Genomic DNA, 18,149 nt, shown 5'->3' with positions numbered 1-18,149 from the left:
TTCTAAAATCAAGAAAAGAGGGGAAAATGAAAAAGAAAATAGTTTTTGATATGGGAAATGTTTTAATTTCTTATAAACCTAAAGAAATGATTGAAAAATACACGGATGATGTCGAAGCGCAACAAATATTGTTTAAAGAAATATTTCACTCAATTGACTGGCTAAAATTTGATAGAGGAACAATAAAAAAGGACGAGTTGAAACGAATCGTTTGTAACCGAATACCGAATGAACTCGAAGAAACAGCAAAAACAATTCTTGATAATTGGTATAATGATGTTCATCCTATTCTAGAAATGAAACCAATTGTTGAACAATTGGCTCGAAAAGGACATGAACTCTATATATTATCCAATGTTTCTGTAGATTTTCATCAGTTTAAAGATAAAATTCCTGGGTTTGATTTATTTCAAGGTGTCTTTATTTCTTCTGATTGGAAGATGATCAAACCTGAACTGGACATCTATCGTGCATTCTATGCTCATTTTCAATTAAATCCAGTAGATTGTTTCTTTATTGATGATATGCCTTTAAATATAGAAAGTGCATCAAATACTGGGATGAAAGGATTTATTTTTCAAAATAATTTTGAAGAATTAAGAAATGTATTATTGTTGAATGAACAATAAATAATGAGTGAATTTTCTATTTTTAGCATTGTGATCGGAATTTATAGATAATGCATTTGTAGCAGTTAATAGAAGTTGATTGTATCATTAAATTTTTGGATAATAATTTATTGATTGAGGTTAAGAATCGTTTTGATGTTTTGGAACTTGAGCAAAGAGCCTCTCGTAAGGAACTAGGCTATGGAATCAAAAACATTCAGCGAACGGTAGAAAATCATAATGGTATTTATAAACAATGGATAGAGGATGAGACTTTTTATACAAGTATTCTTTTTTGGGGAGTATAATTTGTTTTGGAAACATCATTTGTAAGTGGTGGTTGAAAAGGAGAGATTGATGAAAAAAAGTATAAAGAGGCAATTACTGATAAATTTAAGTTATTTAGGAATTCCTTTGTTGAGTGGTTGTTTACTTAGTCTATGGTTGAAATGGTCGATTTCTTCCTGCACGGCAGTTTTTTATGGAATTTTATTAGTGTTTATGATTCCATCGGATGTCTTTTTGGGAAGTAGCTTAGATTATAAAACAAAGTCAATAAACCCAAGCTTCAAGCCAAATAAATTGAATATCAATGGAATTTCTAAGGAACAATTAATAACTTTTATTTTGATTGTGCTAGCTTTTGTAAGTTGTTTATTATTAAGCTTAATGAAGTGAAGTAACAATTGCTAAATAGTTTATTAGTCATTTCATACAATAACTTTGCGCAAGGTCAGAACAATCTGTTCAGATTTTGGGCTTTTTTTGTTATAATAGACAAGATTGAAAAAAGAGAGAGGACGTTGATGATGGCACAAGAAAACGCCTTGATCCAAGGTATGAATCCAAAACAAAAAGAAGCAGTATTATATACTGAAGGACCGTTATTAGTAATGGCTGGTGCAGGGAGTGGGAAAACACGCGTATTGACGCACCGTATTGCCTATTTAATTGAAGAAAAAGAGGTCAATCCTTGGAATATTCTAGCGATTACATTTACCAATAAAGCCGCTAAAGAAATGAAAGAACGTGTGAGTAAGCTTTTAAGATATGGTGGAGAAGATGTTTGGGTATCCACTTTTCACTCGATGTGTGTTCGAATTTTAAGACGAGATGTAGATAAAATCGGCTATAATCGCAATTTTACGATTGTTGATCCATCAGAACAACGCACGTTGATGAAACGTATTTTAAATGACTTGAATATCGATGTGAAAAAATACGATCCGCGCTCTATTTTAGGGACGATTAGTAATGCTAAAAATGAATTGCTGACTCCTGAAAAAATGGAAGAAATGCAAGGGTCAGCTTATGAGCAAATTGCTGCTAAATGTTATAAAGCCTATCAAAAAGAATTAAGAAATAATCAGGCAATGGATTTTGATGATTTGATTATGAATACGATTCGATTATTTAAGGACGATCCTGATACTTTAGGGTATTATCAAAATAAATTCCATTATATTCATGTAGATGAATATCAAGATACAAACCATGCGCAATATACACTAGTCAATATGTTAGCCGCACGCTTTAAAAACTTATGTGTTGTTGGGGACGCTGATCAGAGTATTTATGGTTGGCGTGGTGCCGATATGCAAAATATTTTAGATTTTGAAAAGGATTATCCAAAGGCTGCGGTGATTTTATTGGAACAAAATTATCGTTCAACCAAAACGATTTTATCCGCTGCTAATAATGTTATCAAAAATAATCGCAACCGTCGGGAAAAACAATTATGGACTGAAAATATCGATGGAGAAAAAATTGTTCAATATAGTGGCGATAATGAAAGAGATGAGACACAATTTATCGTTAGTCAGATTCAAAAAGAAATTCGAGAAAACGAACGAATTTATGGTGATTTTGCAGTTCTTTATCGGACAAATGCACAATCTCGTGTGATGGAAGAAATGTTATTAAAATCTAATATTCCATATACGATGGTCGGTGGACATAAATTCTATGATCGTAAAGAAATTAAAGATATTTTAGCTTACTTGAATATTATTTCAAATAACAGTGATTCGATTAGTTTTGAACGAGTGGTCAATGAACCAAAACGTGGAATCGGAAAAAGTTCAGTTGAAAAACTGCGAAGTTTTGCTGATATGCATGGTTGGTCATTATTGGAAGCCGCTCAAAATGTAGACTTAGCAAATATTTCGGGAAAAGCTGGGAAAGAATTAGGGAACTTCGGAATGATGATTCAAGATCTTTCTGAGATGATTGGCTTTTTATCAATTACTGAACTAGTCAAAGAAGTATTGGATCGTAGTGGCTATCGGGATGAATTAAAACGTCAAAATAATTTAGAAGCTCAGGCTCGGCTAGAGAACTTAGATGAATTTTTATCGGTAACCCAGGAATTTGATAAACGTTTTGAAGCTCAAAACGAGGATGATTCAGAAGCACAAGATAATAAACTAGCTGATTTCTTAAGTGATTTGGCTTTGGTCTCTGATTTGGATAGTTTTGAAGAGAGCAGTTCTCAAGTGACCTTGATGACATTGCACGCTGCCAAAGGATTAGAGTTTCCAGTGGTCTTTTTGATTGGTTTAGAAGAAGGAGTTTTTCCTTTATCTAGAGCAATGTTGGAAGAAAGTGAATTAGAGGAAGAGCGTCGTTTAGCTTATGTAGGGATTACTCGTGCGGAAGAGATTTTATTTATGACGAATGCTTTTTCACGAACACTATACGGGAAAACACAATACAATCGTCCGAGTCGCTTTTTAAACGAAATCGATGAAGAATTGCTTCAAAATGAAGGTAGACAAACCACTACAGCAACACCAGCTAGAACATTTGATCCTAAAGTCTTTAAACCAGCTTATGCGCAACCAACGAAAAAACCAGTCACTAACAAAGTAGAAAGCGGTGGAGAATCGCTAGACTGGCAAGCAGGAGATAAGGTGAAACATAAGGCTTGGGGAACAGGGACAATCGTTCGAGTTTCAGGTAACGCGAAAGATTTAGAACTAGATGTTGCTTTCCCGGAAAAAGGTATTAAACGATTGCTGGCTGCCTTTGCGCCAATCGAAAAAATATAGGAGGCTGATTTTAGTGGAACAACCGTTAACATTAGCACAAGCAATTGAGCAAGCAAAAGAGCTAAGAATAAAGTTAAATCAATATTCTCATGAGTATTATGTTGCAGATCAACCAACTGTGGAAGATTATGTTTACGATCGTTTGTATAAAGAATTAGTAGATATTGAGACCGAATTTCCTGATTTGATTACAGCCGATTCGCCTACCCAACGAGTGGGTGGGAAAATTCTGCAAGGATTTGAAAAAGTGACCCATGATGTGCAAATGTATAGTCTGAATGATGGATTTAGTAAAGAAGATATTTATGATTTTGATGAACGGGTGCAAAAATTAGCAGGACGAGCAGTCTCTTATTGTTGTGAACTGAAAATTGATGGTTTAGCGATCTCATTGAAGTATGAAAATGGTCAGTTTGTCCAAGGAGCAACGCGTGGAGATGGAACGGTTGGCGAAAATATTACCGAAAATTTGAAAACAATTAAATCGATTCCTTTGGAGTTGAAAAAACCGATTTCTATTGAAGTTCGTGGTGAGTGTTATATGCCCAAACAATCATTTGTGGATTTGAATCAGGCGAGAGAAGAAGCTGGGCAAGATATTTTTGCAAATCCACGAAATGCGGCAGCAGGTAGTTTACGTCAACTTGACACAAGTATCGTTGCTAAACGTAATTTAAATACTTTTTTATATACTGTAGCGGATTTTGGACCAATGACTGCGCAAACACAAGCCGATGCCTTGAACGAATTAGCTGAAATTGGTTTACGCACGAATCCAGAGAGGAAATTATGTCAAACAATTGATGATGTCTGGGCATATATTGAAGAGTATCATGAAAAACGGGCAGAACTTCCCTATGAAATTGATGGAATTGTGATTAAAGTAAATGATTTTTCTGTTCAAGATGAGTTAGGGTTTACTGTCAAAGCGCCTCGCTGGGCGATCGCATACAAATTTCCACCAGAAGAAGCAAAAACAGTGATTGAAGAAATCGAATGGACGATTGGTCGGACAGGCGTTGTGACGCCGACTGCTGTTATGACCCCGGTTAGAGTAGCGGGAACGACGGTTAGTCGAGCAAGTTTACACAATCCTGATTTTATTGAGATGAAGGATATTCGTCTGAATGATACGGTCATTATTTATAAAGCAGGCGATATTATTCCAGAAGTGGCTCAAGTTGTTCTGGATGATCGAGCAGAAGACAGTCGTCCTTATCAAGTTCCGACTCACTGTCCCGTTTGTGCCAGTGAATTAGTTCATTTGGATGAAGAAGTCGCTTTGCGTTGTATTAATCCAAAATGTCCAGCGCAAATCAAAGAAGGATTAAATCATTTTGTTTCACGAAATGCAATGAATATTGATGGCTTAGGGCCAAGAGTATTAGCGCAGATGTATGATAAAGAATTAGTAGCAGATGTTGCGGATCTCTATTTCTTAGATGAAGACCAATTGATGACATTGGATAAAATCAAAGAGAAGTCAGCGAATAATATTTATACAGCCATTCAAGCAAGTAAAGAAAACTCGGTAGAACGCTTGATTTTTGGTTTAGGAATTCGTCATGTAGGTGCCAAAGCAGCTAAAATATTAGCAGAACATTTTGGTGATCTAAAACGAATCAGTCAAGCAAAACAAGAAGAAGTCGTTGCTTTAGAGTCAATGGGAGAAACGATTGCGGATAGCTTAGTGACTTATTTTGAAAATGAAGAAGTTCATGAATTGATGGATGAGTTGACAAAAGCAGGCGTGAATTTTGAGTATAAAGGAGTTAGAACCTCGCAACTAGAGGCGGTTGAATCCCCTTTTAAAGATAAAACCGTTGTTTTGACTGGAAAATTGACACATTATACTCGTGAAGAAGCTAAAGAGAAAATTGAAAATCTTGGTGGAAAAGTAACGGGAAGTGTTTCTAAGAAAACGGATTTAGTTGTTGCTGGTGCAGAAGCAGGAAGCAAATTGACTAAGGCGGAACAGCTTGGCATTGAAGTTTGGGATGAACAACAAATGGTGAGTGCAATCGACGAAAGTTTTGTCAAAGAGGACTAAAATTCAGGAAGAAAGCTCTCTTTTCATACAAATTTTTGAAAAACTAAGCTATTTTCTATGAACAACAGGCTCAATTCTAAGAGTTTTATGATAGAATAATAAAAAAGCTGTTTTTTTATGAAATCAATCATTAACAGTATAAAAATGAATAAAGACCAGTAACGATTTTTCTATTTAAAGTGGATTAGTGCTTTTGAAAAAACGTCTAACTGGTCTTTCTAGAGGAAAGAAGGGTACCCATGGCAATCAGTGAAGAACAAGCAAAACATGTAGCAAAATTGTCTAAGCTTTCATTTTCAAATGAAGAGCTTACTGATTTTACAGATCAATTAGGGAAAATCATCGATATGGTGGAATTATTAGGAGAAGTTGATACAGAGGGTGTTCCATTTACATCAAACGTAACACAATCAATCAATGTGATGCGTGAAGACGTAGCGATTCCAGGAACAAGCCGTAAAGATTTAATGAGAAATGTTCCTGAATCAGAAGATGGCTATATTAAAGTGCCAGCTATTATTGACAATGGGGAGGCTGGTGCATAATGACAAAATTATATGATAAATCACTAACAGAATTGCATGATTTATTAGTTTCAAAAGAAATCACTGCAACGGACTTAACGAAAGAGACACTTGCTCGAATCAAAGAAACAGAAAAAGAGATTGATGCGTTTATCACAATCAGTGAAGAACAAGCATTAGCAGTTGCTAAAGGGATTGATTTAAAAGGAGTTACAGAATCAAATCCATTAGCTGGTATTCCAATCGGGATTAAAGATAACATTGTAACCAAAGATATTTTAACGACAGCAGCTTCAAAAATGTTGTACAATTTTAACCCAATTTATGATGCAACAGTTATGGATAAAATCTATCAAGCAGACATGATTCCTGTTGGTAAATTAAACATGGATGAATTTGCGATGGGCGGTAGTACTGAAACTTCTTACTTCAAGAAAACGAAAAATGCTTGGGATCATTCAAAAGTTCCTGGAGGTTCTTCAGGTGGTTCAGCAGCAGCCGTTGCGGCAGGTCAAGTACCTGTTTCTTTAGGGAGCGATACAGGCGGAAGTATCCGTCAACCCGCTTCATTTAACGGAATCGTGGGCTTGAAACCAACGTATGGACGTGTTTCTCGTTTTGGTTTAATTGCGTTTTCATCTAGTTTAGACCAAATTGGACCGTTAACTCGAAATGTTAAAGATAATGCATTAGCGTTGAATGCAATCAGTGGATTTGATGAAAAAGATGGCACTTCTGCTGGCGTGAAAGTACCAGACTTTACAGCAGGCTTGACTGGCGATATTAAAGGAATGAAAGTTGCTTTACCTAAAGAATATTTAGGTGAGGGAGTGGATGCTGGTGTTCGTGATGCCGTTCTTAAGGCAGCAGAAACATTTAAAGCTTTAGGTGCCTCAGTTGAAGAAGTGAGTTTACCGCATTCAAAATATGGGGTAGCCGTATACTATATTATTGCCTCATCAGAAGCAAGTTCAAACTTACAACGTTTTGACGGAATTCGTTATGGTTACCGTTCTGAAAATGTCTCAAACCTTGAAGATGTGTATGTAAATTCTCGTTCAGAAGGTTTCGGTGTGGAAGTTAAGCGTCGTATTATGTTAGGAACCTTCTCATTAAGTGCGGGGTATTATGATGCCTACTTTAAAAAAGCAGGACAAGTTCGTACCTTAATTAAACAAGATTTTGATAACGTGTTTGAGAATTATGACATTATCATTGGTCCTGCATCACCAACGGTAGCGTTTGGTCTAGGTGAAAATATCAATGATCCAATTACCATGTATATGAACGATTTATTGACGATTCCAGTTAACTTAGCTGGTTTACCAGGTATGTCAATTCCTGCTGGCTTCTCAGAAGGATTACCAGTTGGTTTGCAAATTATTGGGAAACCATTTGATGAAAGTACGATGTATAAAGCAGCGTATGCTTTTGAACAAGCGACAGATTTCCATACGAAAAAACCTGTGATCTTAGGGGGGAATGACTAATGAATTTTGAAACTGTCATCGGACTTGAGGTCCATGTAGAGCTAAAAACAAATTCTAAAATATTTTCATCCGCTCCTGCTCATTTTGGAGCAGAGCCAAATAGTAACACAAACGTCGTTGACTGGAGTTTCCCAGGTGTTTTACCTGTAATGAATAAACAAGCACTTGAATTTGGCATGAAAGCTGCTTTAGCTTTGAACTGTGAAATTTCAAAAGAAACACACTTTGATCGTAAAAACTATTTCTATCCAGATAATCCGAAAGCGTATCAAATTTCCCAATTTGATCAACCGATTGGTCACGATGGTTGGATCGATATTGAAGTGGATGGCAAAACAAAACGAATTCGTATTGAACGTGTTCACTTAGAAGAAGATGCTGGGAAAAATATCCATGGTGATGCAGGTTATTCATTTGTCGATTTAAACCGTCAAGGAACACCATTGATTGAGATTGTTTCGGAAGCTGACATGCGTTCACCAGAAGAAGCTTATGCTTATTTAGAAGCATTACGTTCAATTATCCTGTTTACAGATGTTTCTGATGTGAAAATGGAAGAAGGTTCAATGCGTTGTGACGCGAACGTTTCTTTACGTCCTTATGGTCAAGAGGAATTTGGGACAAAAGCTGAAATCAAAAATTTGAACTCAATGAGTTTTGTTAAAAAAGGTTTAGCGTTTGAAGAAAAACGTCAAGCAAAAGTTCTTTTATCTGGTGGCGAAATCCAACAAGAAACGCGTCGTTTTGATGAAGCAACAAACAAAACATTATTAATGCGTGTCAAAGAAGGATCAAGTGACTATCGTTACTTCCCAGAACCTGATGTACCACGTTTTGAAATCGATGATGAGTGGATTGAAAAAGTAAGAGCTAGCTTGCCTGAAATGCCTGCTTCTCGTCGTGCACGTTATATCAATGAGCTAGGTTTACCAGAATATGATGCGATGGTTTTAACGTTAACAAAAGAAATGTCTGACTTCTTTGAAGGCACTTTAGCTGAAGGTGCAGATGCAAAACAAGCTTCTAACTGGTTGATGGGTGAAGTATCTGCTTACTTGAATAGTGAAAAAATTGAGCTTTTAGACACCAAATTGACACCTGCTAATTTAGCTGGTTTGATTACATTGATTGCAGATGGCACAATTAGTTCTAAAATTGCGAAAAAAGTCTTTAAAGAATTGATTGAAAATGGCGGCGACGCAAAACAGGTCGTAGAAGCGAAAGGGCTTGTTCAACTGTCTGATCCTGCTCAATTATTACCAATTATCAATGACGTTTTAGATAATAATCAACAATCAGTAGATGATTTTAAAAATGGAAAAGATCGTGCGGTTGGTTTCCTTGTTGGTCAAATTATGAAAGCTACTAAGGGACAAGCAAACCCTGGTGTTGTGAACAAGCTGTTGCAAGAAGAATTAGCCAAACGATAGAAAGTAGCTGGAAATCGTATGAAAAAAGCAAGAGTGATTTATAATCCAACCTCAGGAAAAGAACTCGTTAAAAAAAATTTAGCTGATATTTTGTCCATTTTAGAAGAATGTGGCTATGAAGCTAGTGCTTTTGCTACAACTCCAGAAGAAGACTCTGCAAAAAATGAAGCGCATCGAGTGGCTCAATTAGGTTTTGATTTGATTGTAGCAGCCGGTGGTGATGGGACCATCAATGAAGTTGTTAATGGAATTGCTCCGTTAGAGGATCGGCCTAAAATGGCGATTATTCCTGCAGGAACAACCAATGATTATGCAAGAGCATTGAAAGTTCCGCGAGATAATATCATAAAGGCTGCTGAGGTCATCAAAAAAAATCAGTTAGTTAAGATGGATATTGGTAAAGCTGCTGAAACGTATTTTATCAATATAGCGGCTGGCGGTCATTTAACCGAGTTGACTTATGAAGTTCCTTCAGAATTAAAAAGTATTTTTGGCTATTTAGCTTATTTGGCGAAAGGTGCCGAAATGTTACCAAGAGTTAAGCCAATCAAAATGCGCATGACGTATGATGAAGGGGTTTATGAAGGGGACGCTTCTATGTTCTTCTTAGGATTGACTAATTCAGTTGGCGGCTTTGAGCAAATTGCGCCAGATGCTAAATTGGATGATGGGAAATTTTCTTTGATCGTTGTTAAGACTGCGAATGTTTTTGAAATCCTTCATTTAGTCGCTTTAATGCTAAAAGGTGGTAAACACGTTGAAGATCCAAGGCTTATCTATACAAAAACGAGCTTTTTACGTGCGGAAACGTTAAACGAAAAGAGCAAGATGATGATTAATTTAGATGGTGAGTATGGCGGTGATGCACCGATGGAATTTACCAATCTACATCAACATATTGAAATGTATGCCAATACAGATGATATTCCTTCAAATGCGATCATAGGTTCAATGCTGGATGATTTTGACGAATACTCTGAGACGAGTAAAGAATTTGTCAAAGAAGTGGAGCGTTTGACTGAAGAGGATATCGATGGAGACGGCTATATTGCGGATAAGAAAAAAACAGAAGAGTAGTTCAAAAGATTTCTAAGTTTAATAATATAAATCGATTTGCTTGAAGATAATTAATTTTCAAGTAAGTCGATTTTTTTGTTTCATTAAAAATCAGGAATGAAAAGTTAAAAAATAATTCTTGACCCTCCGCTAACAGGAGGATCTATTCTATAGAAGGAGGAGGGATTAAGATGACGAAAATAATTGAGGTACAACAGATTCAAAAAAAATATTTAGCAAAAGAAGTTTTAAAAAATCTTACATTTGAGGTGAAGCAAGGTGAGTTTTATGGTCTATTGGGAGCAAATGGTGCTGGGAAATCGACGACCATTGATTGTATTTTAGGACTAAAGAAAGTCGACCAAGGATCAATTTATTTACTAGGAAAAAAAATAGGTAAGAAACAACCCAAAGCGTTATTTGAAAAGATTGGTGTTCAATTTCAACAAGCACATTATCCAGATAAAATCACGGTTGCTGAAATGTGTAGATTGACAGCTTCATACTATGAACAACCTCAGCCTTGGGATCAGCTATTGAAAGATTTTGGTTTAGCTGGGAAGGAAAAACAAAAGGTGACTCATTTATCTGGTGGGGAGCAACAAAAATTATCGGTATTATTAACGTTGATTCCAAAACCAAAAGTTGTTTTTTTAGATGAATTAACCACAGGTTTAGACACGATTGCGCGGAGACAAGTTTGGCAACTACTAAAAAAATTGAAGGAACAAGGGCTAACGATTTTATTGACGTCACATTATATGGATGAGGTTGAAGCACTGTGTGATCGCATCGGAATCATTGTAAATGGTGAAATAATGGTGGAAGGAACGGTCGCAGAAGTTAAGACTCAAACCAAAAAGGAAACATTAGAAGAAGCGTATCTATGGTATACTGGGGAGGTTGAAAAAGATGAGAGCATTTAAAACCATGTATTTGACTGAATTTAAACTAACTGTGAGACAATTAGATGTGCCGATTTTTGGCTTACTTTTTCCTGTTTTAGTTTCGGCAGTTTTAGGCTTTGTCTACGCTAGTGGTGGGAATGAGGCAATGGGAAAGACATTTGCTAGTGCTTGTACAATCGGCATTTGTGCGAATGGACTGATGGGCTTACCTTTGACTTTATCTCAATATCGTGCAAATAAACTGTTGAAACAGCTTAAAGTGACGCCGATTCGTTCAGCTCAAGTATTGCTCGTTCAATTTGCAGTTAAAGCGACTCTTTCTGTTTTATCTAGTGTTCTGGTTTGGCTAACATTGGTCGTACTATTTGATTTTCAGTTTATAGGAAACTTCACGCTATTTATTTTGGGTTATATTTTAGTCGTCTTTGCTATTTTCGGTATTGGAATGATTATCGCCAGTGTTTCTGCCAATACGAATACAACGAATTTATTATGCAGTATTGTTTATTTTCCAATGCTTTTTTTATCTGGAGCGACTTTACCGCTAGAAATACTGCCTAATGTTCTTGTAAATGTCCTACAATTTTTACCGTTGACGCAAGGAATTAACTTATTAGAAACAATTACGTTGAATCAACCAGTCAATAGTGGAGTTAGTGCTGCAATTTTTTTGTTAGTTATTGGTGGCTTGGCAATTTTTATTGCTACAAAAATGTTTAGATGGGAGTGATGAATATGTATCAAATCGGAATGTTCTCAAAAATGAATCAAACGACGATTAAAACACTTCATCATTACGATGAGATTGGTTTATTAAAACCAGCTAGAATTGATAAAGAAACTGGTTATCGCTATTATGATTTAGGGCAATCTTATACTTTGCATCGTATTCATTCATTAAAACAAATGGGTTTTCAATTGGATGAAATTAAGAAAATTATCGGTGGAACATCTAAAAAGTCGCTGTTACAAGAAAAAAAGTTAAAACTATTAGCTGAAATAGCTGAAAAAACGAAAAGTTTAGGGCAAGTTGAATTTTATTTAATGGAAAAGGAAGAGGATTTTTCTGAATATGAAATATTAATCAAGGAACTGCCAGAAGTTACAGTTGTTTCGAATCGAAAGATCATTGATTCTCATCAAAGGTTATTCCAAGTAATGCCAGAAATGGGCGCAAAAATGGAACAATTAGGGTGTGTTTGCGCGAAACCTGAATATTGCTTCAGCATATACCACGATGGTGAATATCGTGAGACTGCAATTGATGTTGAAATTTGCGAAGCGGTCACAGAGATAAAATCAGATGCTTTAGGCTTAACTTTTAAAACAATTCCTCAAATTCAACAAGCTGCTTGTTTATTCCATAAAGGTTCGTATCAACAATTTCCGAAAGCTTATTATGCACTCGTCAAATGGATGGAAGCAAATGGTTATGAGCCCGCTGATTTCCTAAGAGAATCATATCTTGACGGTATTTGGAATAAAGAAAATGAAAACGAGTGGTTGACTGAGATTCAATTTCCGATTCGTAAAAAGTAGTGGGTATAATGTTTAAGCAATAATGACTTTATTGGATAATTCAAAAGTCTTTATTGCTTTTTTTGCTTTTATTCATTAGAATAAGTGGAGCGTCTAGACGTATAGAAGAGGGAGCGACTTATGAATAATTTTCCAGTAAAGAAAAATGAAACAATCGAAGTTGAAATTATTGATTTAACACATGAAGGAATGGGTGTCGCAAAAATCGATGGCTATCCATTATTTATTGAAAATGCCTTGCCAGGTGAAAAAATGGAAATCAAGGTTTTAAAAACAGGAAAAAGTTTTGGGTACGGAAAAGTATTAAATGTCCTAAAATCAAGTGAAGACCGTGTACCTGTTAAGGATCAAAATTTTACAAAAGTTGGGATTAGCCCGCTACAACATTTAGCTTATGGTGCGCAACTGAATTTTAAAACAAACCAAGTGAAGAACTTAATGCAACGAGTAGCTAAATTACCTGATGTTCCAGTTTTGGATACTATTGGTATGAGCAATCCTTGGGGCTATCGTAATAAAGCGCAAATCCCTGTTAGAAAAATAAATGATCAACTACAAACTGGTTTTTTTAGAAAGAATAGCCATGATTTGATTTCTTTAGAGCATTTTTATATTCAAGATCCTAAAATTGATGAAGCGATTATCAAAATTCGCGATATCATGAGAAAATATGGTGTAAAACCTTACAACGAAAGTGATAATACTGGGAATTTACGCCATATTGTGGTTCGTCGTGGTTATTATACTGGAGAAATGATGGTGGTGCTGATTACTCGTACTCCTAAATTATTCCCAACGAGTAAAATTATTCCTGATATTTTAGCAGCACTTCCAGAAGTGGTTAGTATTGTTCAAAATGTTAATCCTAAGAAAACGAATGTCATTTTTGGCGATGAAACAATTTTACTACATGGTGAAGATAAGATGATTGATACCATTTTTGATTTGAAATTTGAGATTTCTGCACGTTCATTCTATCAAGTGAATCCAATTCAAACTGAAGTGATGTATAATAAAGTTAAAGAATTTGCGGCTTTGACAGGTGAAGAAATCGTTGTCGATGCGTATTGTGGTATCGGAACAATTGGCTTAACTTTAGCAAAAGAAGCAAAACAAGTGTATGGGATTGAAGTCATTGAAGAAGCCGTAAAAAATGCTGAAAGCAACGCGAAATTAAATGGGATCGAAAACGCAACATTTACTAGTGGGTTAGTTGAAGAAGTGTTACCAAGAATGTTGGAACAAGAAATCAAACCAGATGTTGTAATCGTTGATCCACCAAGAAAAGGTTTAGAAGCGAGCTTAATTGATACGTTGATTGAAACAAAACCACAACGAATTGTTTATGTAAGTTGTAATCCAGCTACGTTGGCTCGCGATATAGCTTTATTAGTTGAAGGTGGTTATGAAGCAAAAGAAATTCAACCAGTTGATAACTTCCCGCAAACAACACATATTGAATCAGTAACGTTGTTAGAAAGACGGTAAGCTTAAAAATTTAAGTTTAGGCACGTTTATAAAAAGTGGGTTTTTGCCAGTGTATGTAATAGATTTCAAAATAAATAGATTCAAAACTATGTTACTGTGTAATGAAGAGCCTGAAGTTTGAAAATGAATCAACTGAAAAATAAATAGCAACAATATTTTGTAGTATAATGACGTTTCTGTAAAAAGAAGCGTTTTTTTTATGCAAAAGTACACTGAAGGAAATTATATTTTTGGAAAGCAATGAATATTAAAATGACGTTCTTATTCATCAATTCTCTTTTTATCTTATTTAATGATGATAAATAAAAAGCAGTAAAATTGACAATAGACCATCGGTCGAGTAATATATACTTATAGACCGTTGGTCGAGGGAGGGGATACATTGTCAAATACAAAAGATTTTGATGTTAAAAGAAATGAGATTTTAGACTGTGCAGCAAAGCTATTTATGACAAAAGGTTATGAATCAACAAGTGTCAATACGATTTTAAAAGAGATTGGGATTGCTAAAGGCACTTTTTATTATTACTTTGATTCAAAAGAAGAAGTTATGGATGGAGTCGTCATGCGTTTTGTCGATGAGGAATTGAAATATGCGCAAAGTATTTTAGCGGACGACAGTATAACGCCTATTGAAAAATTAATCAAAGCTTTATTTAAGCAAAACCAATCGGATAATGAAATAAACATGGTAAAACAGATGTATGAAGCTAATAATGCCCTAATGAAACAACGAGCATTGCAAAGAACATTGGAAATAATCTGTCCAATTTACGCAGAAATCATTAGCCAAGGAAATGAACAACAAATATTTTCTTCAAAGACTCCCTTGGCTGATATACAATTTCTACTTGCTGGTGTCCAAACTTTATACGATCTCAGTCATCTGGAAAATGCTCATATTAAAGTAAATCAGATGGCAATTTTAGAAACTTTTTTTCAAGTATTAGGTATAAATGAAACAAAAATCAGTAAAAATCAAATTAGTAAATTAATGGAGGAATAATCAATGAATCATAAAGCATTAGTAAACAAACTAACCGAACTTACAGATACAGATTTTGAAACGTGTGAGAATATCGTCAAAGCCTATGAAATATACTGTGAAACAGAAAAACAACGCCCATTTAAACAAGACATTGACGAAAAGATGGTTGAATCAATCAGTACCACAACAAGTTATGATGCTTTAACCGTAAAAGCCGTATTAACTAGTTTGATTTCTGTTGTTCAAACGGGTATCGTAGCAAAAATTCCTTTCATCAAAAAAGGTAGAAGTTAACATAATGAATGAGACAACTTGGATTAGTTTCCTGTGAGTCATGCAAAAACAAAGCTAAGATTCAGCAAAACAGGATAATTTAGTTATTGTTGTTATTCTGTTTAAAATTGTATCCGCAGCAGCCAATGATTTGAAGTATATTTTTCTCCACGTCATTGGCTAAAACTTTGTTTGCAAAATAATGTTCGATAGTATGAAATTAAATTTTGAAAGAATGGCTGTTCTTGTTCTTCTGCTACTTACAGAAATTTTTTTGTATCGTATTGATTTTAAGGTGTTTAGTTGTAATCTTTACCAACTTTTTGCTAGTGTTCAGCTAAAAGGCTTTATCGCAATGAATTAAGAATAGTTAACTATCAATAATTGACAGGAGAACCTTTATGATTACACGATGTATAAAAAAAGAGTTTAAAAATCATAAAATCATTATGTTCACCCTTACTATGTTTATTTTACTAGCTACTTTGCTCATTTCTAGTGCTTTAATAGTCATAACTAACTTAAATGGCTCATTAAATCATTTATTTAGTAAAGCTAAGGTGCCAAGTTATGTGCAAATGTACGCTGGTGACCTATCTCAAAAGGATATTGACCAATTTAGTCAAGATAATGAGTTGATTCAAGCACAACAAACTGTAACGATGTTAGGAATTTCAGGAGAAAATCTATTCTTACAAAAAAATGGAAACTCTGAGGTTAATAGTATTATCGAAAACAGTTTTGTTGTACAAAATAAAGATTTTGATTTTTTGTTAGATAATGAAAATAACATTGCCCAAGTGGCTGACGGTGAAATTGGTGTGCCTATTTATCATCAGCAAAAATATCACTTAAACTTAGGTGATCAAGTAATGGTCAAAATCAATGATTATCAAAAAAACTATCGTATTACTACTTTTATTCGAGATGCGCAAATGAATCCTGCTCTTGTCACTTCGAAAAGATTTTTAGTTAGTCAAAACGATTGGCAAAACTTGGCTAACAAAATTAGTAAGCGTGAATACTTAATTGAGTTTGCCTTAAAAAATGAAGATAAAATTTCTAGCTTTGAAAAACAATACGAACAGTCTAATTTACCTCAAAGCGGTACGGCCTTGAATCGTTCATTGTATCAAGTGTTAAATGCGTTAACTGATGGTCTGATTGTTGCGATTATTACATTGATTAGTCTATTACTTTTAATGATTGCAGCTCTGTGTTTACGGTTTACGATTTTAACGGCGCTTGAAGAAGACTATCGTGAGATTGGAATTATGAAAGTGATAGGGATTAATGATCAAAATATTCGAAAAATCTATTTGACTAAATATTTAGTGATTGCAGCAATTGCTTGTATTGTCGGCTACCTGATTTCCTTACCGCTGGCTAATTTATTTACTCAATCCATCTCAACTTATATGGGCACTGGTGCTAAAACATTTTCAGTTTATTTAGTTCCACTTGTTGGTGCTTTGTGTGTATTTCTATTTGTCTATGCTTTTTGTCGTCTTATCTTTCGTCGTTTCAAAAAAATTTCTGCTTATGAAGCACTACAAGTTGGAGAGATTAGTGGTAATCGAAAAACCGCTGGGAAGCTGCAACTAAATGCAAAAAAACGATTGATTCATAATCACACAATTTTTATTGGGGTCCGAGAAGTTTTAATTCAATTGAAAAGCTATATTTTATTAATCTTGATTGTTGCCGTTTGTTTATTTCTTATGAGCGTTCCCTTACACTTTTTGCAAACAATCCAATCTCCGAGTTTTATCTCGTATATGGGGGCAGGGAAAAGTGATCTAAGAATCGATGTCCATCAAGCGAAGGAGTACCCAAAAGAATTTGAGCAGTTAAAAGTAGCTTTGAAAGAGGATCCTGATATTACCAAACAAGTTTCCTATACAACTAGTGCCTACCAGGTAAAGAACACTGATAACAAGCATGTCACAATTAAAATTGAAAATACAGATGATTTTCAAACGTTTCCATTGAGTTATGTTAGCGGGAAAGCTCCACAAAATAACAAAGAAATTGCCTTGTCCAGTATGAATGCCGAGGAATTCGATGTAACAGTTGGCGATAAATTGATAATTTTGCTAGCCAACAAAGCCACATTATTAACTGTTAGTGGAATTTATCAAGATGTAACCAATGGTGGTAAAACTTCTAAAGCGATGTTAGCTAGTGAGAATAGTAATATTTTGTGGCACACGATTAATTTTGATGTGAAAGATAAACTAAAGATTAAGCAAATCAAAAAAAAGTTAGAGCAGCAATTTAAGCATATAAAGGTAACTGATACTAATGAATATATTCAACAAACATTGGGTGGTGTTATCAAACAAGTTACTATGATTAGTATAGTTGCTTTAGTATTAGGCCTGTTAATTGCTAGTTTAATCACTACGATGTTTTTCAAGATGATTTTAGCCAAAGAAGCGAAAAATATTGCCATCATGAAAAGTATTGGCATTTCAAATAAAACGATTGGACAACAATATTTGGTACGAGGTATCTTTAGTCTTGGTATTGCCTTAATTATCGGCCAACTTGCAACTAATTTGTTAGGATCAAAAGTTGCGAGTGTACTACTTTCCGGTGTTTCAACGTTGACTTTTGTAGCGAATCCTGTTCTTTATTATTTACTTATACCAGCCTCTTTGCTTGTTGTAGTTTGTCTGTCTATCTATTTTGTCAATTTGTCTATAAAAAAGATCAACATCATGCTAGTAGCAGAATAAAGGA

Annotated in this window: 16 protein-coding genes; all 16 read left to right on the top strand. The window is 34.9% G+C overall.

Annotated elements, in window-relative coordinates:
• Positions 1–26: 26 nt before the first annotated feature.
• The 16 genes from ACYSNW_RS01030 (at position 27) to ACYSNW_RS00955 (ending at position 18,145) form a co-directional block, all read left to right on the top strand.
• A complete protein-coding gene (locus ACYSNW_RS01030; protein ID WP_461742450.1) occupies positions 27–629 on the top strand; it encodes an HAD family hydrolase in 603 nt (200 codons plus the stop codon).
• 110 nt (positions 630–739) lie between these two features.
• Positions 740–916 carry a GHKL domain-containing protein gene (locus ACYSNW_RS01025; RefSeq protein WP_461742449.1) on the top strand — a complete coding sequence of 59 codons (177 nt, stop codon included), beginning with the start codon at positions 740–742 and terminating at the stop codon, positions 914–916.
• A 49-nt stretch (positions 917–965) separates the two neighbouring features.
• Positions 966–1,286, top strand: coding sequence for a hypothetical protein (locus ACYSNW_RS01020; protein WP_461742448.1), 321 nt, complete (start codon positions 966–968; stop codon positions 1,284–1,286).
• A 131-nt stretch (positions 1,287–1,417) separates the two neighbouring features.
• Positions 1,418–3,658: a DNA helicase PcrA gene (pcrA, locus tag ACYSNW_RS01015; protein WP_461742447.1), complete on the top strand. Its 2,241-nt coding sequence runs from the start codon at positions 1,418–1,420 to the stop codon at positions 3,656–3,658.
• Between the two features lie 13 nt (positions 3,659–3,671).
• A complete protein-coding gene (gene ligA, locus ACYSNW_RS01010; RefSeq protein WP_461742446.1) occupies positions 3,672–5,708 on the top strand; it encodes an NAD-dependent DNA ligase LigA in 2,037 nt (678 codons plus the stop codon).
• A 239-nt stretch (positions 5,709–5,947) separates the two neighbouring features.
• Positions 5,948–6,253 carry an Asp-tRNA(Asn)/Glu-tRNA(Gln) amidotransferase subunit GatC gene (gene gatC, locus ACYSNW_RS01005; protein ID WP_461742445.1) on the top strand — a complete coding sequence of 102 codons (306 nt, stop codon included), beginning with the start codon at positions 5,948–5,950 and terminating at the stop codon, positions 6,251–6,253.
• On the top strand, positions 6,253–7,722 hold the full coding sequence (gene gatA, locus ACYSNW_RS01000; protein ID WP_461742444.1) for an Asp-tRNA(Asn)/Glu-tRNA(Gln) amidotransferase subunit GatA: 1,470 nt from the start codon (positions 6,253–6,255) through the stop codon (positions 7,720–7,722). Before gatC ends, gatA begins: the two co-directional genes overlap by 1 nt.
• On the top strand, positions 7,722–9,152 hold the full coding sequence (gene gatB / locus ACYSNW_RS00995) for an Asp-tRNA(Asn)/Glu-tRNA(Gln) amidotransferase subunit GatB (protein WP_461742443.1): 1,431 nt from the start codon (positions 7,722–7,724) through the stop codon (positions 9,150–9,152). Before gatA ends, gatB begins: the two co-directional genes overlap by 1 nt.
• 18 nt (positions 9,153–9,170) lie before the next feature.
• Positions 9,171–10,229, top strand: a complete 1,059-nt coding sequence (locus tag ACYSNW_RS00990) for a diacylglycerol kinase (RefSeq protein WP_461742442.1) — start codon at positions 9,171–9,173, stop codon at positions 10,227–10,229.
• Between the two features lie 170 nt (positions 10,230–10,399).
• Entirely contained in the window at positions 10,400–11,134 is a 735-nt protein-coding gene (locus ACYSNW_RS00985) for an ABC transporter ATP-binding protein (protein WP_461742441.1), read from the top strand.
• Positions 11,121–11,846, top strand: a complete 726-nt coding sequence (locus ACYSNW_RS00980; RefSeq protein ID WP_461742440.1) for an ABC transporter permease — start codon at positions 11,121–11,123, stop codon at positions 11,844–11,846. Before ACYSNW_RS00985 ends, ACYSNW_RS00980 begins: the two co-directional genes overlap by 14 nt.
• A gap of 5 nt (positions 11,847–11,851) precedes the next feature.
• Positions 11,852–12,655, top strand: a complete 804-nt coding sequence (locus ACYSNW_RS00975) for a MerR family transcriptional regulator (protein WP_461742439.1) — start codon at positions 11,852–11,854, stop codon at positions 12,653–12,655.
• Positions 12,656–12,775: 120 nt separating this feature from the next.
• Positions 12,776–14,143 (top strand): 23S rRNA (uracil(1939)-C(5))-methyltransferase RlmD, encoded by a 1,368-nt coding sequence (gene rlmD, locus ACYSNW_RS00970; protein WP_461742438.1) that lies wholly within the window; start codon positions 12,776–12,778, stop codon positions 14,141–14,143.
• Between the two features lie 382 nt (positions 14,144–14,525).
• Positions 14,526–15,149: a TetR/AcrR family transcriptional regulator gene (locus ACYSNW_RS00965; protein ID WP_461742437.1), complete on the top strand. Its 624-nt coding sequence runs from the start codon at positions 14,526–14,528 to the stop codon at positions 15,147–15,149.
• Positions 15,150–15,152: 3 nt separating this feature from the next.
• Positions 15,153–15,425 carry a hypothetical protein gene (locus tag ACYSNW_RS00960; protein ID WP_461742435.1) on the top strand — a complete coding sequence of 91 codons (273 nt, stop codon included), beginning with the start codon at positions 15,153–15,155 and terminating at the stop codon, positions 15,423–15,425.
• Between the two features lie 380 nt (positions 15,426–15,805).
• On the top strand, positions 15,806–18,145 hold the full coding sequence (locus ACYSNW_RS00955; RefSeq protein ID WP_461742434.1) for an ABC transporter permease: 2,340 nt from the start codon (positions 15,806–15,808) through the stop codon (positions 18,143–18,145).
• Positions 18,146–18,149 lie beyond the last annotated feature (4 nt).

Source organism: Enterococcus sp. LJL99 (assembly GCF_054871725.1).
Note: the sequence above shows the minus strand (reverse complement) of the source record. Positions and strands in the feature narration are given on the sequence as shown.